This window comes from Huintestinicola sp., assembly GCF_051882455.1.
Lineage (GTDB): Bacteria > Bacillota > Clostridia > Oscillospirales > Ruminococcaceae > Huintestinicola.
Genome location: NZ_JBJERV010000016.1, coordinates 31,318 through 56,460, shown reverse-complemented (window position 1 = coordinate 56,460; position 25,143 = coordinate 31,318). Strand labels below are relative to the sequence as shown.

Genomic DNA, 25,143 nt, shown 5'->3' with positions numbered 1-25,143 from the left:
TTGTCGTATTCTATCCACCGTCTTTATCCATAGAACAATTGGTTATTAGTATAATCATGCTTCTGTATGAGATACAAATAATACAAAATTCCCGTCAGACCCATTTGAGCCTGACGGGATAGTTCTTTGTTATTGAAGTTATTCCTTTACAGAGCCGTTTACAAGACCTGCATATATCTGCTTCTGGAGTGTGAGGAAGATGATGAGCGCAGGAATGATACAGATAACGATACCTGCAAAGATTATCTCCCATTTAGCTCCGTAGGGACCCATGAAGCGGTAGAGCGATGTGGAGACCACCGACAGCTCTTCGCTGGGCATATAAAGCTGAGGAGTATAGAAGTCGTTGTAAATGCTGATGACCTTGATGATAAGAACTGTTGCGATCGCGGGACGAAGCAGGGGAAGGATTATCTTGAAAAATACCGTAAAGTAGTTTGCTCCGTCGATAATGGCGCTCTCGTCGAGAGAATAGGAGATGTTATCCAGAAACTGCATAAAGATGTAAATGGAAACAATATCCGTTCCTATGTAGAGGATAATGGGAGCAGCCATGGTGCCCACAAGGTGGAAGCTGTTCATAATGCGGTAAACCGTTACCTGCATTGAGATAGAGGGGAAAAGGGTGGCAAGCAGGAACGCTGCTTTGAGGACCTTTCCCAGAACGGTCTTGAAGCGCTGAAGAACATAGGCTGTCATTGTACCGATAATTATTGTTCCCGTACAGGAGATAACGATGATGATCGCTGTGTTTTTCAGACCTAAAAGGACCTTGCCGTCAATGAACGCGGTCTTGTAGTTTGACCATTCGAACTTTGTAGGAAGCGCAAAAACGTTGGAAGAAAGGAACTCCGTATTGTTTTTAAAAGAACCTAAGAACACTACTACAAGAGGAATGAAGACCACAAGGCAGGCAATGACGAGAATTGTGTATTTCAGGAAGGTAAAAAGCTTGGGTACAAAATTATTGCTGCCCGTTTTGATCGCTGCTTCAGCCATTTTACTTTTCCTCCTTGAGAACCAGTTTTTGTATCACCGTGACGATGACGATTATCAGGAACAGCACCACAGCCATCGCCGAGGCAAGCCCGACCTTCTGGAACTTGAACGCCGTTTCCGTTGTCTGGATAACGAATGTGCTTGAACCGAAGCGTCCGCCTGTGATGATAAAGGGAATTTCGTAAACACTGATGGCACCCTTGACTGCAAGTATCATCTGAAGAAGGATAATGGGTCTGATACCGGGAGCGATTATGTACCTGAATACCTGGAAGCGGTTTGCACCGTCAAGATCTGCGGCTTCGTAAATATCGGGGGAGATAGACTGTATCGCGCCTATGAACATTACGATATCAAAGCCGATATATCTCCATATGGAAACGAACACGAGGCAGATGTTGACAAGCCCCTCGGTGGAGAGGAATTTTACCGGGTCTCCTCCGAACAGAGCAATGATGGAATTGAGAGTTCCGTCGGTATTGGTTATGCCGTCGCCCTTTTGGAAAAATCTGCGGAATATAAGAGCGACCGCAACGGTATTGATCATATAAGGGAAGAAAACGACTCCCTTAAAGAAATTTGCAAATCTGATTTTGGAGCAGAGGATAGTGGCAATAAAAAGAGCGAGTGCAAGCTGGGTAAATGAACCTACAAGGTAGTAAATACTGTTTTTGAAAGCAGCGAAATACTCAGGCGTCGAAAAAACTGTCTTGTAATTCTCAAGACCCACAAACTTGACGTTTACACCGAACTGGTCTCTTTCCTCAAAGCTGAACTTTACCATTTCAGCAGCGGGAATATAGGTGAATACGACAAGCAGAAGTGTGGGAATAAGCAGGAAAAGACAAACTGTGACCATCTTTTCAACATAAGATTTGGAAAGCTTGGGTCTTGTCAGCTGCTCCATTTTCATGGTTTTATTAGTCAAAGCATATCCCTCGTTTTCGGGTTATTTTCGTGTTTAAGCGTACAGCATACCCTCGGGTATGAATATACCGTATCATTCTGCGGTGTGAAGATGCACCGCAGAAGAATACAGTATCGGAGAGAAAGAAAAATTTAAAGAAGGAAGCGTGGATTATAAATTAGCCGAGAATTTCATCTCTGGAAGCAGCCCAGGCAGCGTTAACGTCAGCAGCGATCTTGTCATATTCCTCTCTGCCCTTGCCGTCGAATGCAGCCTCAGCCATTCTGAACTTGTAGTTTGTGGAAGCGTCGCCCCAAGGATCAACCTCAGAAGCCTTAGCTATCTCGTCCCACTTGCCGATGAGGTCAGCGGGAGTGGGGTTCTCAACGAAGAGCTGTACGCCAAGCTCGTCGAAGGAGGAAAGGGTCTCAGGCATTGCAGCTCCCTTGAGACCGGAGATCTCGCCCTCGTTCTGAGCGAAGCCGGAATCTGTGCAGAACCATCTTGCGTAAGCCATAGCAGCGTCAAGGTTAGCGGAGTTCTTGTTAACGCTCATCATGTAGTCGTTGGAGGAAACGGAATAGATCTTGCCGTCAATGCTGTTGGGGAAAGGCATATATCCAACGTCAGCAGGATCTGCGCCTACCTGAACAGCAGCCTCCTGGAACTGGCTGATAGCCCAGGAACCGAGAACCATTGTAGCGATCTTGCCCTGTGCAAATGCGGGCTTGCAGCCTTCCCAGTCGGTTGTCATGGGATCTTCCTCGTGGAGTGTTGGATCTGCGTAGATGTCAAAGAGTGTGCCGTAAACAGCGTCATAGGGGCTGCCTGCGGAGAAGAGGTCTGTTCTGTCGGTAAGGAGCTTGGTGTTGTAATCGGGATCACCGGAAGCGCCTACTACGAGAGACTGCCACTGAGTGATGCACCAGCTTGCATTGTAGTTGGTGTAGTAGGGGATAGCGTCGGTGTTCTGCTCGATCTGCTTGAGGCAGGTGAGGAATTCCTCAGTAGTTGTGGGAAGAGCTGTGATACCTGCGTCAGCCCATACCTTCTTGTTGTAGAGGATACCGGAAGCTGTACCGCCTGTAGGAAGCGCATAAACCTGTCCGTCAACGCTGTAGTTTTCCAGCCAGTAGTACTTCTGAGAAAGCTCGTCATAGGAACCGAAGGGAGCGAAGAAGTTAGGAAGATCAGCCTGCTTGAGAGCCTGAGGGGTCATAACAACGTCGCCGTAGTTGTCGGACTGCATCATTGTAGCGATATCGTCAGCATAGTTGGTGAAGGACTGATACTCTACCTTAACATTGGGATAAAGAGCGTTGAAGCCCTCGGTGAGCTTAGCCATTGTGCCGTCCTGGTCTCTGTCGGTACGGTGGTGAAGAACCTTGATGGTGCCGCTCAGCTCGGAAGAAGACTCGCCTGCGGGAGCAGCTTCGCCGTTATCGGCAGCAGCTGTATCTCCTGCTGCAGCAGCGGTTGTCTCGCCTGCAGGAGCGTCGGTGGATGCAGAGCCGCCCTCGGAAGAACCTCCGCAAGCGGTAAGAACTGTACCTGCCATTACAAGTGCGGCGCACATAGCCGCAGTTCTCTTAAACTTTGTGTTCATTTTAATGACCTCCATTAAAAATTTAGCATTGTGTGTTATTCATTGCCTGTGGTTTTCTGCGATAGTTTCATTATAGTTGTTTTCGCTCATAAGTCAAGCAAAAAACTAAATAGCGGCATTTCACACAGTAGGATTTTGTTAGCTTTGTAAATTTTTCACAAATTTCAGAATACTATCACAAATCTTTGTTGACGTTGACAAATTTGATACGTATCATTTGTTCGTTATGCTCAAATTGATTAACATATTTTTGCAAAACGCAAATTTCTGACATAATAAGAAAACGATTGCACGTGATAAATATATATTTACGAAATACAATGCTCATATAATATTAAGAAATGCAAACTAAATTAGCTTTGATAATAAGCTAACAAGACATAAAATACAGCACTTTTTAGCCTGAAATGCGTTTACTAAATTAAGCTAAAAATATAGCTTGAAAAGTTCGGGGAAATGTGCTAAAATTAGTCTGTAAATTTACTTTCAGACAGCGCACGGGAGGTGAAAAACTTGGCAAAAAGCGTTACTATGCGTGATATAGCGGCAAAGCTCGGGATAAGCGTCGTATCGGTATCGAAGGCGTTTTCGGGACAAAGCGGCGTAAGCGGCGAGCTGAGGCAGAAAATACTCAGGACCGCCGAGATAATGGGCTATAAATACGGCACTGAAGCAAAGAAGAAAAAGACCCTCAGCGGAAATATCGGTATCATCGTAGCCGAGCGGTATATGTCGGAAAACTCCTTTTACTTCAAATTTATGCGGGGCATTTCCACCGCTCTCCAGCAGAAGAAGCATTACGCATTTTTCCACACTCTCACCTCGGGCAATGAGGAAAAAGCGCTGCTCCCCGATATTTTCTTCCATCAGAGGGTGGACGGGATCATTATCCTGGGACAGATATCCGACAAATATATAAACGCCGTTATGAACACCAAGATACCGGTAGTTTTCCTTGATTTCTACAATCAGCTCACCGCCGAGAGCTGCGTGGTGGGGGACAGCTTCTATGCGGCATACGAGCTGACCAATTACCTTATCGACAACGGCCACCGCGAGATAGCCTTTGTGGGCAATATCCACGCCACCAGCAGTATCCAGGACAGATATTTAGGCTATGCCAAATCCCTTATCGAGCATAATATCCGCCTTTCGGACTACTATCTCATAAGCGACAGAAATACCGAAACAGGCGAATTTATCCCCCTTGAGCTGCCTATCGTAATGCCCACCGCCTTTGTCTGCAACTGCGACGAGACTGCAAGCAGACTGATGTCCCTGCTATCGGAAAAGGGATATCGTGTCCCCGATGATATTTCCGTAACGGGCTTTGACAATTCCGTGTACAGCAGCATCACCGTTCCGAACATCACCACCTTCGAGGTAAATACGGAAAAGATGTCCGCCATTGCCGTAGACGCCCTGCTTTCAAAGATAAAGACCCCCTCCGAGCAGATAGGAATGATACAGGTCAAGGGAAAGATAATCTTCAAGGACTCCGTAGCGTCACTGAATTTCAAATAAATAAAACTCCGCCGAAATACAGCCTTTGAAGCCGTATTTCGGCGGAGTTTTTTGATTTACATATTTATTCCTGCTGCATAGCCCGTAGAGAAGGCTATCTGTAAATTAAATCCACCCGTATAAGCGTCAACATCAATGACCTCACCCGCAAAATAAAGCCCCGGGATCAGCTTTGACTCCATAGTTTTTGGATTTATCTCGCTGACATTCACACCGCCCCCCGTAACGATAGCCTCGTCAATGGAGCGAAAGTCCTTTATAGTCACCGTCAGATTTTTCAGCAGATGAAGAAGCTCCGTCCGCTCTTTTTTTGATATCTGATTTACCTTTTTTTCTGAAGGAATTCCCGAAAGCTTTACAATAACGGGAATGAGCTTTGCGGGAAGAAGCTTTCCCAGACTGTTTATAAAATCCCTGTTTGCATTTTCGGAAAAATCCCTCTGAAGCCTGCTGTCAAGCGTTTTCTCGTCCAGAGCAGGCTTTAAGTCGATGATAAGCCTGTACCTGCCCCGCTCCATTTTCCGAATATGCCCCGAAGCGGATAATACCAGGGGACCCGACACGCCGAAATGGGTAAACAGCATTTCCCCCATTTCCGAGAAAAGCTTTTTTCCGTCAGAGCCGTCAACGAGAGTGAGAGTAACATTTTTAAGGGAAAGCCCCATAGCCTCCCTGCACCACTCCTCCTCGCTCACCATAGGAACAAGGGAAGGACGAAGGGGAATGACCTTGTGCCCCAGCTCCTTTGCAAATCTGTAACCGTCCCCGTCCGAGCCTGTTTTCGGATAGGAGCGTCCTCCCGAAGCGATAAGCACCGAAGGCGCATGATAAGCTGCACCATCGGCTGCAACTCCCGTAACAGCGCCGTTTTCCGTAAGTATCCTCGTCACCTTTGCATTTTTGACAGTTATCCTGTCCGAGCGTTCCTTTATGGCTCTCTCAAAAGCGATAACTATGTCCTCCGCCCTGTCGCTTACGGGAAATACCCTGTTTCCCCGTTCGGTTTTAAGAGGAACTCCCAGATCTTCAAAAAAGCTCATAGTGTCCGAGCAGTCAAAAGCAGCATAGGAGGAATAAAGGAAACGCCCGTTGCAGGGGATATTAGCAAAAAAATCCTCTTTAATGCAGTTGTTTGTAACGTTGCAGCGACCCTTTCCCGTAATAAGCAGCTTTTTGCCCACACGGGGATTTTTCTCAAAAAGTATAACGGATTTTCCGAAGTCCGCTGCCGTCACCGCCGCCATGAGCCCCGCAGCGCCGCCGCCGATAATAATGCAGTCTGCCATAAATAATACTGCCTTTCAAGTTTTTATTTTGCAGCTTCCGATCTTTCCGTCAGAGGAGCCCTGCAGTAGCTGCATCTTTTTCCCTCAGCGCTGCCCGATATCCTGTTAGAGCCTCCGCAGCTTTGACAGGTCACGAACCGATATCCGTTAATGAGCTTCAGTCCGCCCTTTTCCTCGGATAATATCTTTACCCTGCCCTCGGCTCTGTCGATGTAGATGTTGTTGAGATAATCCTTGTCAATAAGCTCCTCAAGCTCTCTTACAGCCTGCTCAAGGGGAATGTTCATAGTCCTTGCTATTTCGGAAAGCTCTGATTCGGGCTTGTCCGCCAGGCACATAGCATATACCTCCGCGCGGTTTCTGAGCCTTCTCTTGTGCTTAGCCCAAAGTATCATAGCAATGCCTATACCCAGACAGGCAAAGACGAAGGGAATATTATCCCTGTGTTCCTCATTTGCGGCGCTGGCAAATATTCCAAGCACGCAGAAAGCCGACCACAGCACACCAACCGTGAAAAGAGCCTTTTCAAAAAATAACCCGATAAGCTTTTTCATCTCACCACTCCCGTCTTATAAGCTGAAATCCTTGTCGTCGGTCTTTTCGTAAACCTCATATTTCTCCCAAATCTCCTCAAGGCGCTCGAAGTTCTTGGAAACATACTCCTGCTTTCTCATTCCCACCGCCGAGATAAGGGCATTTATAAGGCTCATGGGAGCAACTAAAGAATCCGCAAAGGAAGCCATATCGCTGTGAGCCAGCAGCAGATGATCCGCATACTGAGCCAGAGGAGAAGCCTTGCTGTCGGTAATGGCAATGACCCTTGCGCCGTTCTCGTGAGCGTATCTGAACGCCTTGACAGTGTGCTTTGAGTATCTGGGGAAGCTAACGCCTATCATAATGTCCCCCTCGCCGATACCGAGGATCTGCTCGAACATTTCGCTTGTACTTGTGGTGTGGATTATCTTAACGTTGTCAAACATAATGTTGAAGTAGAAAACGATAAAACGAGCCAGCACCGAAGCCGACCGCGCACCGATAACGTAAATGTTCTTGGCTGCAACAAGAGCGTCAACAGTGGTGTAAAAGCTATCCTTGTCAATTTCCTCAAGGGTCTTTCTTATCTGCTCAATGTCGAAATTCAGAACTCTGTTCAGAACGTCCTCGCCTGCCAGCTGGTCGTTCATCACATTCATACGCTGAACGGTAGTGAGCTTGTTGCTGGTAAATTCCTTCAAAGCCTTCTGCATTTCGGGATAACCCTCAAAGCCCAGCTCCGTAGCGAAGCGGACAACGGTGGACTCGCTGACGCCGACGATATTTCCCAGCTTTGAAGCGGTCATAAATGCCGCCTTGTCGTAGTGACCGAGAATGTATTCGGCAATTTTCTTGTGACCCTTAGATAATTTCGGAAGTCTTTCCGTAAGCATAGCAGGCAGATTGTTCTGCATATTAAGCCCCTCTTTCAAAAAATTTGATCATCTATCATTCATCCCAAAGGGAATTTTGAAGCGAAATAATATCCTTGCGCCGTTTTTCTGTAGCAATGGTATCCGTGATATAAGCGTCACCCGAGAGAATAATAACATCACCCTCCCTGCAGCCCCTGACCATATGAGCGGAAACGGAAAATTCCCCGCTGTCGCCCGAAATGACCGCCGTATCGCCCCGAAGCCTTTCAAGAATAAGCATTATGAGCCGCCTCCCTGTTTTGAAACATAAAGCTTTTCGCCGTCGGAATAAACGGAAACTGTACCGCAAAGGTCTGTTCGGTAAATGCTGCCCGTGTACTTTTCCAGCCTGCCCACAGCCTCCTTATGAGGGTGCCCGTAGGAATTTCCCTCGCCGCAGGAGATAACGCAAAGTCTCGGCGTGACCTTCTCAAGAAGCTCCTCCGAAGATGAAGAAGAGCTGCCGTGATGCCCCACCTTGTACGCCGTAACATCAATATCCTGTCCGCTTTTAATAAGCGCCCTTTCACCCTCCTCGGAGAGGTCACCCGTAAAAAGCCAGGAAATGCGGTTGAAGTCGATTCTCACGCAGACCGACCGGTCATTCAGGTCGTCAAACTCTGCCCCCTCACCGGGCGCAAGTACGGTCATAGTCACAGGCAGACCGTCAATTTCCCCGATATCGTAAACCTTTCCTGCCTTGGCAGCCGTAAGCTTCATACCGCCGTCCTTCACCGATTTCAGAAATTTCTCATAGACCTTAGTGGTGGGGACCATATCATCGGGGAGCTTCGGCACGATTATCTTCTCAGCCCCGATCTCCGAGACCACCTCCGCCATACCGCCTATGTGATCTGAGTGAGGGTGAGTCGCTATCAGATAATCAAGCTTCGTAATGCCCTTATCTTTGAGGAATGAAACGACTTTTCCGCCGTATTCCTTTTCACCCGCGTCAATAAGAACGCTTTTTCCGCCTGCCATAATGAGGATACTGTCACCCTGCCCCACATCAATGACGTGAACCGCAAAATCCCTCGCCGCTTCGGGAACATTTCCCCCCTCGGGCATATCGGGAACAGTAAATCCGATCGCCTGCTGAACATCACCCAGCGATACCCACCCTGTCTCAATGAGAACGCCGAGACAAATGCCCACGCACATCACCATAATGAGCAGAGCGGTGGGAAGTATTTTAAGAAGTCTGCTTACCGACCCCGTCTGCCTTTTTCCTTTTGCCATCTGTCATTCCTGCCTTTTGAACGGGTATTGTTTCTGCCCGAAGGTTTTGCCTTCGCAGCCTTTTCTCTGAGATAAGCATTGTACTGCTCGTCGGGACGAACAAGACATTCCTTTCCGTTTCCGATAAGATCGGTGCGGTGAGCCTTGATAAGCGCCTCAATGCATTTCCTCTGATTTTGTGGACGAAAATACTGCAAGAGTGCCCTCTGCATACCCTTTTCCTCCGCCGTTCTCGGCACATACACCTTTTTCATGGTGTAAGGGTCAAGCCCCGTGTAAAACATACAGGTGGAAATAGTTCCGGGAGTGGGATAAAAATCCTGCACCTGCTCGGGGCGCATTTTAAGGCTCTTGAGGAAAAGCGCCAGCTCCACCGCCTCGTTCAGCGTGCTGCCGGGGTGAGAGGACATAAGGTAGGGCACAAGATACTGCTCCTTGCCGATTTTTCCCGTCATTTTGTAAAACTTGTCCTGAAATTTCTTGTACGCCTCAATGTGGGGCTTGCCCATCATATCAAGCACCGCCGCCGAACAATGCTCGGGAGCCACTTTAAGCTGACCGCTCACGTGATGCAGGATAAGCTCCCGCATAAATTCCTCGTTCCTGTCCTCGATAAGATAATCATATCGGATACCGCTTCTGATAAAAACCTTTTTAACGCCCTTTATCTTCCGAATTTCTCTCAGGATATCCAGATACTCGGTGTGATCTACCTCAAGATTTTTACAAGGCTCCGGGGCAAGGCATTTCCTGCCCTTGCAAAGCCCGTGAGTCAGCTGATGAGTGCAGGAGGGAGCACGAAAATTCGCAGTAGGACCTCCCACATCGTGTATATACCCCTTGAAATTAGGCAGCTTTGTCAAAAGCTCTGCTTCTCTCAGAATACTCTCCTTGCTCCGAACGGAAATTCTCCGCCCCTGGTGGAGCGCAATGGAGCAGAAATTGCAGTTTCCGAAGCACCCTCTGTTGTGGGTAATGGAAAACTCCACCTCCTGTATCCCGGGAACGCCGCCTTCCTTCTCGTAGATCGGGTGATAGGTCCGCATATAAGGCAGCTCGTAAACGTGGTCAAGCTCGGGGGTGGTAAGAGAATAAGCAGGGGGCAGCTGAACCAGCATTTTGCTTGTCTGCCTTTGAATAATGGTCTTGCCGTATATCTCGTCCTGCCAGTCATACTGAATTTTGCACGCCTTTGCATACTCTTCCTTGTGCTCCCTGACCTGCATAAGGGAAGGACATTCCGCCGCCCCGTAAGGCGTTTCCCTCGGGTCACAGAGATACGCCGTGCCTCTTATATCCCGAAGCTCGGAAATTTTCTCGCCCTTAGCAAGCCTCGTGCAGATCTCCACTATCTGATGCTCGCTCATACCGTACATAAGCAGGTCAGCGCCGCTGTCCTCGAGAATAGACGGCCGCACAGCGTCGTCCCAGTAATCATAGTGAGCAAACCGCCGAAGAGATGCTTCCAAGCCGCCTATAGCAACAGGCATATCCTTGCCGAAAATACGCTTTACCGCCTGAGAATAAACGATAGTCGCCCTGTCGGGACGCTTTCCCGCCTTGCCGCCCGCAGTGTAGGCGTCGTCGGAGCGCTTTTTCTTTGCACTGGTGTAATGCGCCACCATAGAGTCAATATTTCCCCCCGTAATGAGGAAAGCGAATTTGGGCGCACCCAGCTTTTTAAGATCCCTGTCGCTTTTGGGGTCGGGCTGAGCGATAATTCCCACGGTAAAGCCCGAGTCTTCTATCATTCGTGAAATTATTGCAATGCCGAAGGAGGGGTGGTCCACATAGCTGTCACCCGTAATGCAGATAAAGTCAAGCTGCTCTATCCCTCTTTCCTTCATATCCTCTTTTGAAATTGGTAAAAATGGCATATTATCACCCGAAAAAATTTATTTTAAAAATACAAACAGTACATAGCTTATAAGCCATACCGCAGCAGTTACTATCCAGAACACCATAAATCCCTTGCCTCTAAGCCTTTGCGGTAATGCATTGTCCATATCCTCTTTTTTTACATAAAGATTTGTGATGATGTTCACGCTGTTTATAAGCATAGCTGCGGCAAAGCACAGATAAGGGATATCCTCATTTGCAGAAATTCCGCATAAAAACAGCACCGTCAGCACCGCCGACAATAAAAATAAAAAGGGGAGTGCAATAAGCGAGATAACTCTCAGCTTAATAAGAACATTGCGGTTCATATTATTGACCGTTCCTTTCAGTTATACTTTGTCAGCAGCTTGTAAATACGCGGAATAACCCTGCTGCTGTCTTTAGGCACATCTATGGCGTGGTCATACATTATCGTGCTGTCCGAACTGCCGTCCTTGTACTCAAGCAAATATTTCCTGTAACCGCCCCGTGAGATGCCGTAATACTGAACCTGAAAGCTCTGCGCCTCGTCAAGACCTTCATAAATTTCCCTCTCGGGCATATAAACGTCGTTCCACTCGGTGATAAGCACCTCGTCGCAGAACTCTGTAAATTCAGCCGCCTTTTCCTCGGAAAAAACATTGCTTATCGTCTCGGATACAACATATTCTCCGCCTTCGCCCTGCTTGTACTTGTATGAATATGTCTCCTTTGCCGCCGTCCTGTTTTCCATATCCACCGTGTAAACGTAATAGTGCGAAGCATTGCTGCCTGTGCAAGCCACAACGCTCAATTTTGAGATATCCGCCGCCGAATAGCTTCCGGACAGCTTTGTCCCCGAGGGCTCCTCGGGTATTGCCTGAGGCATGGAAAACGCCATTGCCGCAGTAAGCATGACCACCGCCTCAAAAACGGTTATCACCACAGAAACAAACCGTTCAGCGAAAGCATATCTGCCCTCTTCCCCTGCACGGAATTTGCAGAATTGCCCCACCGCAAACGGAGCAAGAAGAATAAATGCAGCGGCACGGGGCAGCCCTGTGTTTTCACTTCCCGCAAGAAAAATATACAGAATGAGATACAGCAGATATCCCCAGTCTATCGCCGTCTGAACTATCCTCCCCACGGGGAAAGAAGCCTTTTGGGACACTTGAATTTCCAAGGGTCTGTTATCAACAGCAATGATACCCGCAGACGGCTTAAGGACCTTGTGTTTCATATACTTGCTCGCCCCCTTATGGTTTTATTCCTATAATTTTTGTCTTTCCAAAGTCATTTGCCAGGTCTTTTCCGTCTCATATTTCAGAAACTCATACAAAGGCATAAGCTCCTCTTCCACGTCATATTTTTCGAGAGCCTCGTAATAGAGCCGCTTGTCCTCGTCATAAATAATAACAGGCGGGTGACCGTTTATCATCAGAAAGTAGTTGAGAACAGTCCGCCCCACACGACCGTTTCCGTCCGCAAAGGGGTGAATGTACTCAAATCTTGCGTGAAGATACGCCCCAAGCTTTAAAATATCCTTTCCCTCATTTTCGGAAAGCTCGGAAATAAGCTCGGAAAGCTCCGTTTCCACGTCTTCGGGAGCGGCACCTACTTCATTTCTGCCGGTAACTTGATCGTGCTTTTTAAACTCGCCTGCCCGCTCTCCGTTTTTCAGAAAGCGTCCCTCGTCATAAGTACCGGAAACGAGAATAAGGTGTATTTCCTTTATAAGCGGTATCGAAAGCGGCTCTCTCGAGATAATTTTCTCCTTGAGAAATTCATAGCAAAGCTTCTGATTTTGCTGCTCGAAAATAGCACGTACATCTCCCGTATAACCCGAAACTCTTCCGTTTTCAAATATCTCTCTCGTGTCATGATATGAGATATCCTCATTTTCGATACGCCCCGAGTTGTACGCAAATAAAATGCGAAAGCTGTCAAGACAGCGGTCAATATCAGAGGGCGTTTTTATATCGAATGAACGCCATAATGAAAGAACTTTATCATAAATGCTTTCCATCTTACATATCACTCCTCAAAAGGCACATCTTCCTCCGAAACCTCCGCAGGAGCAGCAGCCCCGCCGTTACCGCTGAGCTTCCTCTGCAAGAACATCTCCCTCGTCATAAGCACCTGTCTGGGCTTAGCTCCCTCAAAGGGACCAACGACTCCCAGTTCCTCAAGCTCGTCCATGATACGTGCAGCCCTGGCATAACCAAGCTTTAATTTTCTCTGAAAATAGGAAACGGAAACGCCCGCGCCGCCGGCGTCCACCGCACATTCAATAGCCCTGTCAATAACGTCCTCGTCCGAGCCTTCATAGCTCTTGCCGTTGTCCGCAGGCTTTTCCTTTTCACCCTTAGGCTGGGGAATGTTCTGCTCAATTTCCTTCATAATGTCGTCGCTGTAGGTAACATCACCCGCACCGTTCTTGATGAAGTTCACCACTGCCGTTACTTCCTTGTCGGAAGTGAAGCAGTTCTGAACTCTCACAGGCTTTGCATAGCCCGTAGGGAAATATAAAAGGTCGCCGTTTCCAAGCAGCTTCTCCGCGCCGATCTCATTGATGATGGAGCGTGAATCAATACCCGAAGCCACCTTGAGGGCAATACGCGAAGGAATGTTTGCCTTGATAAGACCCGTGATAACATCGACCGTAGGTCTCTGCGTAGCAATGATAAGGTGCATACCCGCCGCACGTGCCATCTGCGCAAGGCGGCAAATGCTGTCCTCGACTTCTCCCGCCGCCGCCATCATCAGGTCGGCAAGCTCGTCAATAACAATAACGATACGTGGCAGGGGCTCCACACCCTCGGTCTCCGCCGCCATCTCGTTGTAACCCTTCAGGTCACGAACGTTGTTGTCCGCAAAAAGCTTGTATCTCTTGAGCATTTCCTGCACCGCCCACGCCAGCGCACCCGCCGCCTTTCGTGGGTCGGTAACAACGGGAATGAGCAGATGAGGAATGCCGTCATATATCTTAAACTCAACAACCTTCGGGTCAATAAGCACCAGCCTTACCTCGTCGGGAGTGGCGTTGTAAAGAATGCTCATAATAATTCCGTTTGTGCATACGGATTTACCCGAACCCGTAGTACCTGCAATAATAACGTGAGGGAGCTTTGCAATATCGCCCAGAATTATCTCGCCGTCAATATTCTTTCCCACCGCAAAGGTAAGCTTGCTCTCAGCGTTTCTGAATTCCTCGGTGTCAAGCACATCACGTAGAGTAACGATGTCCTTTATCTTGTTTGGCACCTCAATGCCCACCGCCGCCTTGCCGGGAATGGGAGCCTGTATACGAACGCCCGCCGCCGCAAGATTAAGGGCAATGTCGTCAGCCAGACCCGTAATTTTGGATATCTTAACGCCCGCATTTGGCTGCAGCTCGTAACGTGTTACCGTAGGACCTCTGTGAATGTCAACGATCCTCGTCATAACGCCGAAGCTCTTGAGAGTCTCCACAAGAGTGTCAGCATTCTGCTTCATCTCAGCCTCAGCCTCCTCGGCATTAAGCTCGTTGGAGGACTTTTTCAGAAGCTCCATGGGGGGAATGACATATTCCGCAGGAGCAGTAACATTCTCGGCAATTTCGTTCTGAATGTCCTGCGCCGTAGTCTCGGGCATATCAAGGTCCTCGTCATCGCCTATCTTGTTTGAAGCAAGAGTGGAGCCCTTCACCTTGTCATTCTTCTTAAACAGAGGAATGCCGCCCGAAGCTTTGGCAGGCTCATTCGCACCGCTTGAAACAGAAGCATCGCCGCCGTTTGCAGCAGGCTTATTGACCGCCTTTCTGATAATGGAAGCCAGATCGTCCTGCTTTTCTGACTTGCCTTCACTTTCATTTGCAGAAGACCTTGCCTCAGCCGCAGCAGCCTTGGCAGCCTGTCTCTGAGCATTGTTCTCCTCAATGGAACGAGCAATGGCATCTGCCTCCAGCTCCACAGCGCTCTTTGGCTTTTCAGGCTCGGGAGCAGTCTCGACAGGCTTTTCTTCCGCCGTTGCCGCCTCCGTCACAGCCTTTTTCTTACCGAAGGGCAGAGGAATGTCAATGTTGAAATCCTTCCGCTTTTCCTCGGCAGCCGCTTCGGGAACGTCCGCATTGGGAACGCTCTTCGGCGTCGGCTGAGTATTTGCGGGAACAGCCTTCTTAGGCTGTTTCTTAGCCCCCGGAGGAGGAACGAACTCCTCGACCTCTTCATACTCGGGACGGGCAGCGTCCGCCGCCGCAAAAATATTTTTTACAGCCCTGAAAACGTCCACAATAGTCTTGTTTGCAAGGAGCATGGCGAAAACAAAAGCAAGGATAATAACGATAATAGCCGCACCCGTCTTGCCGAAAAGCTTCAGCAATGGAAGAGCAATGACCGCGCTGAAAAGACCGCCGCCGTGCATAGCCTTTCCGTCCTCGAAAAGGTCAGTAAGGAGCTTGCCCAGGGTAATGTCGGGGTCAATAGGCTCCGAGAAGAAGATCTGAATCACCGCACAGCAAAGCAGCACCAGCAGCAAGCCCTGAGCCGCCTTTCCCGAAACGGTCTCACGCTCGGTGTCCTTTGATATCATAACCGAAGCATAAATGAGAATGGGGGGCACCAGCACCGCACCCACGCCGAAAAGACCTAATATTATGTTATGTATGGCAAGCCACGCCGACTCGCCCTCGAAGAGCAGAAACGCCAGAATGAGAATGCCTGCGGCGAAAATGACCGTAGACCACAGCACCCTGTCATTGGCGCGCTTTGCCTCCTGCTGTGCCTTGGTTGTCCTGCCCTTGGAGGCGGGAGCCTTTTTACCCGATGATGAAGCTTTTTTGGGAGCAGCCACTTTTCTAACTTCCTTTCTTAATTTTCCGTCCGAGAATATATAAACATTATAGCACAATCGTTCCTAAAAGTCAATTGACATTTCATACGAATTTATCCCGAAAAATCAGGAACATTCGTACTTATCAGCCGAGGATAATAGGGCTGCCCGTAACCAGCTCGAAAATTCCCGCGCCGATGACCAGAATGCCGAGAATGAAGGTGTACACCGCAAAAATGCCGAATTTGTCCGACTTCATCAGCCACTTGATGAGCCTGATGGCAAAGTAGCCCGACACCGCCGCCACAGCCATACCGATAAGCAGGGGAACAGGCTCAAAGCTCATATCGCCGCCGCCCATATCCATAAGCTCGGACAAAGCGCCCGCCAGAATTACGGGAATGCCTAAAATGAAGCTGTACTCCACAGCGTCCTCCCTTTTAAGCCCCGACATCAGCCCCGCGGAAATGGTGGAACCCGACCTTGACACACCGGGAAGCAGCGCCACGCCCTGGAAAAATCCGATAACAAGAGCGTCTGTGACCGTAGTCTCGCCGCCTGTTTTGCCGTCGCCCTTTTGGGCTGTCTTGCGCGCAGCTCTGTCGCCCATAGTGAGGATAGCCGCCGTGTAAAGGAAGCAGATACCCTCCGCAATGATGTCGCTGTCCGAGGACACCGCCGTAAAGAAGTCCTTGAAGATGTAAAAAGCGAACAGAGGCAGTATGGACACGATTATCATAAGTATCATTCGCCTGTTTCCGTCCCCCACCCTGAAGGTGAACTTCCCCGTAAAAATATCCTTGAGCATAGAAAGGGCTTCAAGAATGAGCGCCCATATCTTCTCACGGAAGGCAATAAAAACAGCGATAAGCGTGCCGATGTGGAGGGCAATGGTGGTAAAGACCGCCTCATCTCCCGTGACCCCCGTGAAATGCTGGAAAAGGGAGAGATGACCCGAGCTTGAAACGGGCAGAAACTCCGTAGCTCCCTGGATAATTCCCTGAATGATAGCTTCGATAATTGTCATTATGTAAAATCCTTTCAAAAAATTTATGCTTTATTAACTATGAATTATTCTTTGCACATTAAAATAATGATAAGAGAAAAATGACCGCGATGCGGCTTGCATTTCTCCGTTCCGGAAAACGGAGAAATGCAAAAAATTATATAAACTGAAAATTACTTTTCTTTTTTCTCATCGGGATATCTGGGCTCACCCGTCTCAATAAGCTCATACAGCGCCTCGATGGCGTCCGAAAGACCGCCCGGTCTGTCGATAAGCCCCTCCTTGACCGCCGTTTCCCCGTCAATGACCGTGCCCATATCAAGCACCAGCTCACCCGTGTTCATCATCAGCTCAGAAAATCTCTCGGGAGAAATGCGGCTGTTGCGGCAGACGAAATCGGTTATCCGCTTCTGCATAGCCTCGAAATAGGAAAGGGTCTGAGGAACGCCCAGCACAAGCCCGTTCATGCGCACGGGGTGAATGGTCATAGTGGCGCTGGGAACGATAAACGAAAGCTTAGCCGATACCGCCAGGGGCACGCCGATGGAGTGACCTCCCCCCAGCACCACCGAAACGGTGGGTGTCTTCATGCCCGATATAAGCTCCGCAATGGCAAGCCCTGCCTCCACATCGCCCCCCACAGTATTGAGGATAATGAGCAGCCCCTCAATGGAGCGGTCCTGCTCGATAGCCACCAGCGCAGGCATTATATGCTCGTACTTTGTGGTCTTAGTCCCCGGGGGAGCGGCGTAATGCCCCTCTATCTGCCCGATTATGGTAAGGCAGTGGATAAGGTGCTTGGAATTTTCCGAGACCGCCTGTCCTGCCCGTTCGATAAGCTCCGCCTTGTCAATAAGCTCCGAAGCGGCTGAGTTTTCATCGTCCTCATTGCTCCGGCTGAATTTTTTATCCGACACCGAAAAAACCTCCCGCAAAAAAGTCTGTTTAGGAATTATTTTATTTCACCCAAAGGTAAAAGTTTCGTCCACCTTTTCAAAGGTGGCGGGTTTCCAAAGGGCGGCGCCCTTTGGTCGCCCTCCGCAGAGGGCGAAATCCCCTTATCCTTGCAAGAGCTCCGCAAAGGGGTTAACACAATGCGCCTGTGGCGCATTGCTGTGCGGTGTGCTTTATTGGGTGTTAAAACTTATTATATATTTTTAATGCGGAAATATTCCCGGGTCATACATTTAAATTATACATCACAATTCCGCCAATGTCAATGAATTTTTGCAGGATTGCAAGTTATACGCTGCAAAAAATTGCATTTTCGCCCAAAAAGCACTGCCATCTGACGGCAAACTGCGCAAAGCCGCAATAAAAAACGGCGGATGTCAGCCATAGCCACAGTCCGTCCGAAGTCGCCAAACCACGTAAAGAAGCCGTTAAGCCCATTTTGGCGAATGGTTTTCGGTTTGTGTCACGTAATGTGAAAAAAATTAAAATTTTATTTTATTATCCGAAAAACACGGGATTTGTTCTACCCCAAAATAACGCAAAAACTATTGCAAAATTTAAAAATACGTGATAATATTATGTCAACGGGTGAATAAATCACAAGTAAAAAACACAAAAAGAAAGGAAGAACAGCAATGAATGAAAAAATCAAGGTGATAATAGGAGACGAAAGCAAGGAGTTTGGCTGTATGCTTGCAAATTCCCTGAGAGGAAGAGGCTTTTTTGCGGTAACGAGGGACAGCGACGGACTTGCGCTCCTTGAAGCTATCCGCAGCGAGGAGCCCGATGTGGTCATAGTTGACAGCATAATCCCGGGAATAGACGCAGCTGAGCTTATCAAGCGCTGCAGCAGCTTTGTACATAAGCCCTTTTTCATTGTCACCTCCGCCTACAGGAATATGTTTGCCGAGCGGCAGATAATGTCAATGGAGAATGCATATTTTATGCTCAAGCCCTTTGACTGCGATATGCTGGTGAACGTTATCCGCAGCGCCGCACAGATGGAGCTGCCCCCCGACGACCCCAGACTCAAGGAGGATATGAAAATGGTGGTAACGGAAATAATCCACCAGATAGGCATACCCGCCCACATCAAGGGCTATCATTACCTGAGAGAAGCGATCCTTCTGAGCCTTGAGGACGAGGAAATGCTTGAGAGCGTAACAAAGCTTCTTTATCCCACAGTGGCAAAGCGCTTCAACACCACCGCCTCACGTGTGGAAAGAGCTATCCGCCACGCCATCGAGACCGCCTGGGACAGGGGAGACCTTGACACCATTCAGAATCTTTTCGGCTACACCGTCAGCGTAGGCAAGGGCAAGCCCACAAACAGCGAGTTCATCGCCCTCATAACCGACAATCTCAGGCTCAAGTACAAAAAGAACGAAAAATCCCGTATTGCCGTAAAGTAAAATGAAATATATAGCAAGACACAGAAATAGACTGACAAAAGGAGGCGAGTGCAAAGCTTGAAGAGTTAGGAACGAACCCGCAGGCAGGCTTGCCGCCTGTCAAGGGTGAGTGACGACACTATTCAAGCTTTGAACCGCCGAACTTGGCAGGATATTTTTGTGGATCGCTATAGATCTCTCCTCCTATGGTATACTATCATAGGAGGGATTTTTTTGTCATAGGATATCCCGTCACGCAGAAAAATAAAACCTTTGTGAAAAATATAGACAAATCCATATAAAGGTAGTATAATATAATATATACTTTTTTATATGGCGCTATGGGGGAAGTGAATAACCAAATTGAATTTACAGCATCTTAAATATATGACCGAGGTGGAGCGCACAGGCTCTGTGACAAAGGCGGCGGCGAACCTTTTTATGGGACAGCCCAACCTAAGCAAGGCGATAAAGGAAGTGGAAAACGAGATAGGCATAACCGTTTTCCGCCGAAGCGCAAAGGGGGTCTATCCCACACCCGAGGGAGAGCGTTTCCTTGCCCGTGCAAAGGCGGTGCTTGAGGAGATGGGAAAGCTTGAAGCACTGTACAAGCAGGATAATTCTCCCGGGCTTTTCACCTTCTGCGTGCCCGCAGCAGGATATGTGCCCGAGCTTCTTGCACAGCTTGCCCGTACACTTTCCGTAAATACCGAATGTATCACCGCCCCCTTTTATCTGGCGGCGGAGAATGTGAGCGAGGGGATATGCAAAATTGCCGCAGTCCGCTGCGGCGATGAATGCAGGGACTTTTTCATCGCTCTCATAAACGAAAAAAATCTCCGCTCGGAGCAGATATTTTCGGGAAAATACAGGCTCACAGCGTCTCTTCAAAGCCCCATCCCGAAGATAAAAGACCCGACCCCCGAAGCCCTTTCGGGATATATATGCATCACCTCGGGAGAGGATAATAAAAGCAGAGAAGAAACCGAAAAAAGGATAGCCCTGCGAAACGGCTCCGACCCCTTGGAGCTGCTTTCAAATCTTCCCGAAGCTTATATGCTTGCCGAACCTATCCCTGAAGGCAGGCTCAGGAAATACGGGCTTGCCCAGCGGGAAATACAGTGGGGCGGCGGATTTACCGACTTTCTCATAACCCCCTCGGGATATAAGCCCGACGAATACTCCGCCGCATTTGCCCTTTGTCTGAAAAACGTGATAAACAAACAGGAAATATAAGGAGACCGCCATGGATAAATTTGAACTTGTTTCCCCCTACAAACCCTCGGGAGATCAGCCCCGGGCTATAGACAAGCTTGTGGAGGGACTTGAAAAGGGATATCGTGACCAGACCCTGCTTGGCGTAACAGGCTCGGGCAAGACCTTCACAATGGCGAATGTGATAGCCCGAATGAACCGTCCCACCATCGTACTCGCCCATAACAAGATACTTGCGGCGCAGCTCTGCTCCGAGTTCAGGGAGTTCTTTCCCCATAACGCCGTGGAATATTTCGTTTCCTACTATGATTACTACCAGCCCGAGGCGTATATCCCTTCCACCGACTCCTACATCGAGAAGGACAGCTCCATAAACGATGAGATAGACAAGCTCCGCCACAGCGCCACACTTGCCCTGGCAGAGCGCAGGGACGTTATCATCGTGGCGTCCGTTTCCTGCATATATTCTCTCGGCGCACCCGAGGAATACCGCAGCAACGTCATCTCCCTCCGAAAGGGAATGGAAATGTCCCGCGAGGAGCTTCTGAGGCGGCTTGTGGAGATACAGTACGAGCGAAACGACATAAATTTCGTCCGAAACAAATTCCGCGTCAGGGGAGACGTGGTGGAAATATTCCCCGCAGGCTCCACCGAAAATGCCATACGTGTGGAATTTTTCGGCGACGAGATAGACCGCATTTCAGAAATTCACGTGCTTACGGGAAATGTGATATCCACCCTCGCCCACACAGCCATATACCCCGCCTCCCACTATGTAGTCTCACGGGACCATATCCACGAAGCTGTTATGGAAATAGAAAGAGAGCTTGGAGAGCGTGTGGAGTGGTTTGAGAAGCAGGGGAAGCTTGTGGAGGCGCAGAGACTGAAGCAGCGCACCCTTTACGATATCGAAATGCTTGAGGAAATTGGCTTCTGCAAGGGCATCGAGAACTATTCCCGCATACTTGCGGGCAGAGAGCCCGGAAGCACACCCTACACCCTTCTTGACCACTTCCCGAAGGATTATCTTCTTTTCGTGGACGAGAGCCATGTGTCTCTCCCCCAGGTAAGGGGAATGAGCGCAGGAGACAGGGGCAGAAAGACCGTGCTTATCGACTACGGCTTCCGTCTCCCATCGGCATACGATAACCGTCCCCTTAATTTTGACGAGTTTGACTCGAAAATAAATCAGGCGATATACGTCTCCGCCACCCCCGGACCTATCGAAAGGGAGAAGTCCGCTCAGATAGTTGAGCAGGTGATCCGTCCCACAGGCCTTGTGGACCCGGAGATCATCGTAAAGCCCGTAGAGGGACAGATAGAGGACCTTCTCAGCCAGATAAATATCCGCGCGGAGAAGAACGAGCGAGTGCTTGTAACCACCCTTACAAAGAAAATGGCTGAGGACTTAACAGCGTTCCTCACAAATGCAGGAGTAAGAGTAAGATATCTTCATCACGATATCGACACCATCGAGCGTATGGAAATAATCCGCGACCTGAGACTGGGCGAATTTGACGTGCTTGTGGGAATAAATCTGCTCCGAGAGGGACTTGATATCCCCGAGGTGTCCCTTGTGGCAATTCTCGATGCCGACAAGGAGGGCTTCCTGCGCTCCGAGTCCTCACTTATCCAGACCATCGGACGAGCAGCCCGAAACAGCGACGGCAAGGTAATAATGTATGCAGACAGCGTAACAGGCTCAATGGAGCGTGCTATTGCCGAGACCAACCGCCGCAGGGAGCTGCAGCTGAAATTCAACGAGGAGCACGGTATCGTTCCGAAAACCATCATCAAGGACGTCCGCGACGTTATCGAAATATCCACCAAGGAAGAGGTAAACGGCAAAACTTCCGAAAAGAAGCTTTCCAAAAAGGAGCGTGACGAGCTTATCGCCAAGCTCACCGCCCAGATGAAGGAAGCCGCAAAGCTGCTTGAATTTGAGCACGCCGCCTATCTGAGAGACAAGATAAACGAACTGAAGGAACAAAAATAATGCCCCCACTCTCTGAAAGGATGATAAAAAATGAGCAGTTCAGAGCTGAAGATCAAATTCCGCAGGCTTATAGTTAACAGGATATTCATAACCGCAGTGTTTCTTATCCTGCAGATCGCATGGTTCGCGCTTTGCGTAGCCAAGCTTTCCGCCTTTTCGGGGTGGATAAGCGCAGCGCTGCAGGTACTGAGCCTGCTTATCGTGCTGTACATCATCTGCAAGGACGATAATCCCTCATACAAAATAGTCTGGATAATCCTGATAATGGTGCTGCCCATCTTCGGAGGACTGCTCTACCTTTTCGCAGGCAACAAAAAGCCCTCCAAGCATATGCACCGCAGGATACAGGCAACAAAGGAAAAATATCTTCCCATGCTTAAAAGCTTCGGTGAGAAGGGAAAGACCCTTGAGGACACCGACCCCAGAGCATATGCCGTCTGCCGCTATATAAACAGCCTCAGCGGCTATCCCGTCTATGCCAATACCCAGGCGAAATATTACCCCGTAGGCGAGCTGATGTTCAAGGATATGCTTGCCGAGATACGCAAAGCGGAGCATTTCATCTTCCTGGAATACTTCATAATCGGCATAGGAAAAATGTGGGACGAGATGCTTGAGGCGCTGGTGGACAGAGCGGAGCACGGCGTTGAGATACGGATAATTTACGATGATATGGGCTGTGTGGCACTGCTGCCGCCAAAATATTTCAAGGTGCTGGAAAAGATACACCCCAACATAAAATGCCTTGCCTTCAATCCCGTAGTGCCCGTTCTTTCCCTTGTGATGAACAACCGCGACCATAGGAAAATACTGGTAATAGACGGACATACAGGCTTCAACGGCGGCATAAACATCTCCGACGAATACATTAACGAGACCGCTCCCTTCGGTCATTGGAAGGACACAGGCGTAATGCTTCGGGGAGATGCGGTAATGAACCTTACTGAAATGTTCCTGGAGCTGTGGCACAGCTTCAAGGATACGGAGGTCAAGGCGGATATCGTGAAATACGCCCCCGAGGTCTACGGCGAGAAATACCTCTCGGACGGCTATATCCAGCCCTTTTATGACACCCCTCTGGACACCGAGCCCCTGAGCGAGAACGTCTATATCGAGATACTCAGCCGTGCGGAGAAATATGTATACATCTACACTCCCTACCTTATCCTTGACGACATAATGAAAAACGCCCTCTGCCTTGCGGCGAAAAGGGGAGTGGACGTCCGTCTCGTCACCCCGGGAATACCCGACAAGAAGATAATCTTCCGCATGACAAGGGCAAACTATACGCCGCTCCTTAAAGCAGGGGTGCGGATATTCGAGTACACCCCGGGCTTTATCCATGCAAAGAGCTTTGTGAGCGATGATAAGATAGGCGTTGTGGGCACCATCAACCTTGACTACCGAAGCCTGTTCCTGCATTTTGAGTGCGGCACGCTTATGTACGGAAACAAGGCTGTCTCCGACCTTAAAAAGGACTGCCTTGAGACCTTTGAAAAAAGCAGGGAGATAACCCTCCAAAATATAAAGCAGTATTACCGCGGAACGATGTTTGACGCGCTTCTCCGTCTTATCGCTCCACTGCTGTAAAGAAAGGACATATCAAAGATGAACAGTCGTGATAAAAACAGATTAAAGCGGTTCATACCGTTTCTGATACTCACAGCGGCGGCGGTGCTTGCGGTGATATATTTCGGCACAGTTGTCTCTGCGGTGAAAGCAGTGCTGGGCATATTCAGCCCCCTGCTCATCGGCTGTGTGCTGGCGTATATACTTAACATCATAATGAGGAAATTCGAGAAGATATATTTTCCCCGTTCCGGGAAGCAATGGGTGGCTGCAACACGCCGCCCCGTCTGCCTGATACTGTCCCTGCTGGCGGTAATTCTCGCCCTGACGCTCATAATGGTGATAATCGTTCCCGAGATAGGAAATATTTTCCGAGTGCTGGGCGACTCCTTCCCCGTTTACGTATCGACTGTTCAGCAGTGGCTTGCGGAAGCTCAGAAGAATTTTCCTGCGGCAGCTGAACTTGTAATGGAAAATATCGATCTCAAGAGCTTTGACTGGAAAACAATATCTGCGGCAGTCATTGATTTTGCAAAGAACGGCATGGGCGGAGCGCTGACATCGGCTCTCACCGTCATCTCCTCATTTTTCGGAGGAATAGTAAATTTCGCTGTGGGAATTATCTTTGCAGTATATATCCTGCTCAGCAAGGAGAAGCTTGCGGAGCAGACGGGCAGGCTTATGAAAAGCTATATGAAGCCCGAAAACGAGAGACGGTTCCGCTATTTCTGCGCTACAGCGGATAAATGCTTCTCAAGCTTTATTGTGGGACAGTGCACCGAAGCGGTCATCTTAGGACTGCTCTGCGCTCTGGGAATGACTATTCTCCGCATACCATACGCCTCCACCATCGGCACCCTTATCGGCGCCACCGCCCTTATCCCCATTGTGGGAGCATATCTGGGAGCGGCAATAGGCGCGCTGATGATAGTGGTCGTTGACCCCATAAAAGCCCTTTGGTTCCTTATTTTCCTGGTGATACTCCAGCAGGTGGAGGGAAATATCATATACCCGAAGGTTGTAGGCTCCTCTATCGGACTCCCGGGAATGTGGGTGCTGGCGGCTGTCACCGTAGGCGGCGGACTGGGCGGCATCGGCGGAATGCTTCTGGGCGTGCCCATGGCGGCAACGGTCTACAAGCTGCTGGAAAATGACGTTCACCGCAGGCTTGACGGGGAAAATGCTCCCGAAGCGACGGGAGAAACGCCGTCTGAGGATAATGCCCCTCCGACCTCTCCCGATTCTCCCGATAATGATACTTCCGTTCAGACCGAAGCAGCTGAAGATCCCGAAGAGAGCGGCGGCTCGGATAATAGCTGATAATTTTAAGGGATAAT

At 49.1% G+C, this 25,143-nt stretch carries 21 protein-coding genes; 6 read left to right on the top strand and 15 right to left on the bottom strand.

Annotated features, from left to right (window positions below; genetic code table 11):
• Positions 1 to 138 precede the first annotated feature (138 nt).
• The 3 genes from ACI4J0_RS02790 to ACI4J0_RS02780 all read right to left on the bottom strand — a co-directional run bounded on the left by ACI4J0_RS02790 (position 139) and on the right by ACI4J0_RS02780 (position 3,512).
• The gene (locus ACI4J0_RS02790) at positions 139 to 999 is read right to left on the bottom strand and encodes a carbohydrate ABC transporter permease (protein ID WP_439764293.1); all 861 of its coding nucleotides are present in this window, start codon (positions 997 to 999) and stop codon (positions 139 to 141) included.
• Position 1,000: 1 nt separating this feature from the next.
• On the bottom strand, positions 1,001 to 1,927 hold the full coding sequence (locus ACI4J0_RS02785) for a carbohydrate ABC transporter permease (RefSeq protein ID WP_439764292.1): 927 nt from the start codon (positions 1,925 to 1,927) through the stop codon (positions 1,001 to 1,003).
• A 157-nt stretch (positions 1,928 to 2,084) separates the two neighbouring features.
• Positions 2,085 to 3,512, bottom strand: a complete 1,428-nt coding sequence (locus ACI4J0_RS02780) for an ABC transporter substrate-binding protein (protein ID WP_439764291.1) — start codon at positions 3,510 to 3,512, stop codon at positions 2,085 to 2,087.
• Between the two features lie 513 nt (positions 3,513 to 4,025).
• Between ACI4J0_RS02780 and ACI4J0_RS02775 the strand changes: the two genes are divergently transcribed.
• Positions 4,026 to 5,036 carry a LacI family DNA-binding transcriptional regulator gene (locus ACI4J0_RS02775; RefSeq protein WP_439764290.1) on the top strand — a complete coding sequence of 337 codons (1,011 nt, stop codon included), beginning with the start codon at positions 4,026 to 4,028 and terminating at the stop codon, positions 5,034 to 5,036.
• Between the two features lie 56 nt (positions 5,037 to 5,092).
• Here ACI4J0_RS02775 and ACI4J0_RS02770 read toward each other — a convergent pair whose 3' ends face one another.
• The 12 genes from ACI4J0_RS02770 to ACI4J0_RS02715 all read right to left on the bottom strand — a co-directional run bounded on the left by ACI4J0_RS02770 (position 5,093) and on the right by ACI4J0_RS02715 (position 17,535).
• Complete coding sequence (locus tag ACI4J0_RS02770; RefSeq protein WP_439764289.1) at positions 5,093 to 6,322, bottom strand: NAD(P)/FAD-dependent oxidoreductase; 1,230 nt, start codon at positions 6,320 to 6,322, stop codon at positions 5,093 to 5,095.
• Between the two features lie 23 nt (positions 6,323 to 6,345).
• On the bottom strand, positions 6,346 to 6,876 hold the full coding sequence (locus tag ACI4J0_RS02765; protein ID WP_439764288.1) for a hypothetical protein: 531 nt from the start codon (positions 6,874 to 6,876) through the stop codon (positions 6,346 to 6,348).
• A gap of 15 nt (positions 6,877 to 6,891) precedes the next feature.
• Positions 6,892 to 7,770, bottom strand: coding sequence for a MurR/RpiR family transcriptional regulator (locus tag ACI4J0_RS02760; RefSeq protein WP_439764287.1), 879 nt, complete (start codon positions 7,768 to 7,770; stop codon positions 6,892 to 6,894).
• A 34-nt stretch (positions 7,771 to 7,804) separates the two neighbouring features.
• Positions 7,805 to 8,011: a DUF3006 domain-containing protein gene (locus tag ACI4J0_RS02755; protein WP_439764286.1), complete on the bottom strand. Its 207-nt coding sequence runs from the start codon at positions 8,009 to 8,011 to the stop codon at positions 7,805 to 7,807.
• Entirely contained in the window at positions 8,011 to 9,009 is a 999-nt protein-coding gene (locus ACI4J0_RS02750; RefSeq protein ID WP_439764285.1) for a ComEC/Rec2 family competence protein, read from the bottom strand. The genes ACI4J0_RS02755 and ACI4J0_RS02750 overlap by 1 nt, the downstream gene beginning before the upstream one ends.
• Complete coding sequence (locus tag ACI4J0_RS02745) at positions 8,976 to 10,886, bottom strand: YgiQ family radical SAM protein (RefSeq protein ID WP_439764284.1); 1,911 nt, start codon at positions 10,884 to 10,886, stop codon at positions 8,976 to 8,978. Before ACI4J0_RS02745 ends, ACI4J0_RS02750 begins: the two co-directional genes overlap by 34 nt.
• 18 nt (positions 10,887 to 10,904) lie before the next feature.
• On the bottom strand, positions 10,905 to 11,216 hold the full coding sequence (locus ACI4J0_RS02740; RefSeq protein ID WP_439764283.1) for a hypothetical protein: 312 nt from the start codon (positions 11,214 to 11,216) through the stop codon (positions 10,905 to 10,907).
• Between the two features lie 17 nt (positions 11,217 to 11,233).
• Positions 11,234 to 12,106 carry a hypothetical protein gene (locus ACI4J0_RS02735; RefSeq protein WP_439764282.1) on the bottom strand — a complete coding sequence of 291 codons (873 nt, stop codon included), beginning with the start codon at positions 12,104 to 12,106 and terminating at the stop codon, positions 11,234 to 11,236.
• Between the two features lie 30 nt (positions 12,107 to 12,136).
• Positions 12,137 to 12,892: a Fic family protein gene (locus ACI4J0_RS02730; RefSeq protein WP_439764281.1), complete on the bottom strand. Its 756-nt coding sequence runs from the start codon at positions 12,890 to 12,892 to the stop codon at positions 12,137 to 12,139.
• An 8-nt stretch (positions 12,893 to 12,900) separates the two neighbouring features.
• The gene (locus ACI4J0_RS02725) at positions 12,901 to 15,696 is read right to left on the bottom strand and encodes a DNA translocase FtsK 4TM domain-containing protein (protein ID WP_439764280.1); all 2,796 of its coding nucleotides are present in this window, start codon (positions 15,694 to 15,696) and stop codon (positions 12,901 to 12,903) included.
• A gap of 124 nt (positions 15,697 to 15,820) precedes the next feature.
• A complete protein-coding gene (locus ACI4J0_RS02720) occupies positions 15,821 to 16,702 on the bottom strand; it encodes an undecaprenyl-diphosphate phosphatase (protein ID WP_439764279.1) in 882 nt (293 codons plus the stop codon).
• A gap of 152 nt (positions 16,703 to 16,854) precedes the next feature.
• A complete protein-coding gene (locus tag ACI4J0_RS02715) occupies positions 16,855 to 17,535 on the bottom strand; it encodes a ClpP family protease (protein ID WP_439764295.1) in 681 nt (226 codons plus the stop codon).
• Positions 17,536 to 18,270: 735 nt separating this feature from the next.
• Between ACI4J0_RS02715 and spo0A the strand changes: the two genes are divergently transcribed.
• The 5 genes from spo0A to ACI4J0_RS02690 all read left to right on the top strand — a co-directional run bounded on the left by spo0A (position 18,271) and on the right by ACI4J0_RS02690 (position 25,126).
• On the top strand, positions 18,271 to 19,047 hold the full coding sequence (spo0A, locus tag ACI4J0_RS02710) for a sporulation transcription factor Spo0A (protein ID WP_439764278.1): 777 nt from the start codon (positions 18,271 to 18,273) through the stop codon (positions 19,045 to 19,047).
• A gap of 342 nt (positions 19,048 to 19,389) precedes the next feature.
• The gene (locus ACI4J0_RS02705; protein ID WP_439764277.1) at positions 19,390 to 20,262 is read left to right on the top strand and encodes a LysR family transcriptional regulator; all 873 of its coding nucleotides are present in this window, start codon (positions 19,390 to 19,392) and stop codon (positions 20,260 to 20,262) included.
• 10 nt (positions 20,263 to 20,272) lie between these two features.
• Positions 20,273 to 22,237, top strand: coding sequence for an excinuclease ABC subunit UvrB (gene uvrB / locus ACI4J0_RS02700; RefSeq protein ID WP_439764276.1), 1,965 nt, complete (start codon positions 20,273 to 20,275; stop codon positions 22,235 to 22,237).
• A gap of 30 nt (positions 22,238 to 22,267) precedes the next feature.
• Complete coding sequence (cls, locus tag ACI4J0_RS02695) at positions 22,268 to 23,827, top strand: cardiolipin synthase (protein ID WP_439764275.1); 1,560 nt, start codon at positions 22,268 to 22,270, stop codon at positions 23,825 to 23,827.
• An 18-nt stretch (positions 23,828 to 23,845) separates the two neighbouring features.
• On the top strand, positions 23,846 to 25,126 hold the full coding sequence (locus ACI4J0_RS02690; RefSeq protein WP_439764274.1) for an AI-2E family transporter: 1,281 nt from the start codon (positions 23,846 to 23,848) through the stop codon (positions 25,124 to 25,126).
• Positions 25,127 to 25,143: the final 17 nt, after the last annotated feature.

What these genes read in the sequence shown, in the direction of transcription:
- ACI4J0_RS02720 (WP_439764279.1), bottom strand. Translation starts at nt 16,702, where the DNA reads ATGACAATTATCGAAGCTATCATTCAGGGAATTATCCAGGGAGCTACG.
- cls (WP_439764275.1), top strand. Translation starts at nt 22,268, where the DNA reads ATGAGCAGTTCAGAGCTGAAGATCAAATTCCGCAGGCTTATAGTTAAC.
- ACI4J0_RS02770 (WP_439764289.1), bottom strand. Translation starts at nt 6,322, where the DNA reads ATGGCAGACTGCATTATTATCGGCGGCGGCGCTGCGGGGCTCATGGCG.
- uvrB (WP_439764276.1), top strand. Translation starts at nt 20,273, where the DNA reads ATGGATAAATTTGAACTTGTTTCCCCCTACAAACCCTCGGGAGATCAG.
- ACI4J0_RS02735 (WP_439764282.1), bottom strand. Translation starts at nt 12,106, where the DNA reads ATGAAACACAAGGTCCTTAAGCCGTCTGCGGGTATCATTGCTGTTGAT.
- ACI4J0_RS02755 (WP_439764286.1), bottom strand. Translation starts at nt 8,011, where the DNA reads ATGCTTATTCTTGAAAGGCTTCGGGGCGATACGGCGGTCATTTCGGGC.
- ACI4J0_RS02765 (WP_439764288.1), bottom strand. Translation starts at nt 6,876, where the DNA reads ATGAAAAAGCTTATCGGGTTATTTTTTGAAAAGGCTCTTTTCACGGTT.
- spo0A (WP_439764278.1), top strand. Translation starts at nt 18,271, where the DNA reads ATGAATGAAAAAATCAAGGTGATAATAGGAGACGAAAGCAAGGAGTTT.
- ACI4J0_RS02690 (WP_439764274.1), top strand. Translation starts at nt 23,846, where the DNA reads ATGAACAGTCGTGATAAAAACAGATTAAAGCGGTTCATACCGTTTCTG.
- ACI4J0_RS02780 (WP_439764291.1), bottom strand. Translation starts at nt 3,512, where the DNA reads ATGAACACAAAGTTTAAGAGAACTGCGGCTATGTGCGCCGCACTTGTA.
- ACI4J0_RS02790 (WP_439764293.1), bottom strand. Translation starts at nt 999, where the DNA reads ATGGCTGAAGCAGCGATCAAAACGGGCAGCAATAATTTTGTACCCAAG.
- ACI4J0_RS02745 (WP_439764284.1), bottom strand. Translation starts at nt 10,886, where the DNA reads ATGCCATTTTTACCAATTTCAAAAGAGGATATGAAGGAAAGAGGGATA.
- ACI4J0_RS02730 (WP_439764281.1), bottom strand. Translation starts at nt 12,892, where the DNA reads ATGGAAAGCATTTATGATAAAGTTCTTTCATTATGGCGTTCATTCGAT.
- ACI4J0_RS02760 (WP_439764287.1), bottom strand. Translation starts at nt 7,770, where the DNA reads ATGCAGAACAATCTGCCTGCTATGCTTACGGAAAGACTTCCGAAATTA.
- ACI4J0_RS02750 (WP_439764285.1), bottom strand. Translation starts at nt 9,009, where the DNA reads ATGGCAAAAGGAAAAAGGCAGACGGGGTCGGTAAGCAGACTTCTTAAA.
- ACI4J0_RS02740 (WP_439764283.1), bottom strand. Translation starts at nt 11,216, where the DNA reads ATGAACCGCAATGTTCTTATTAAGCTGAGAGTTATCTCGCTTATTGCA.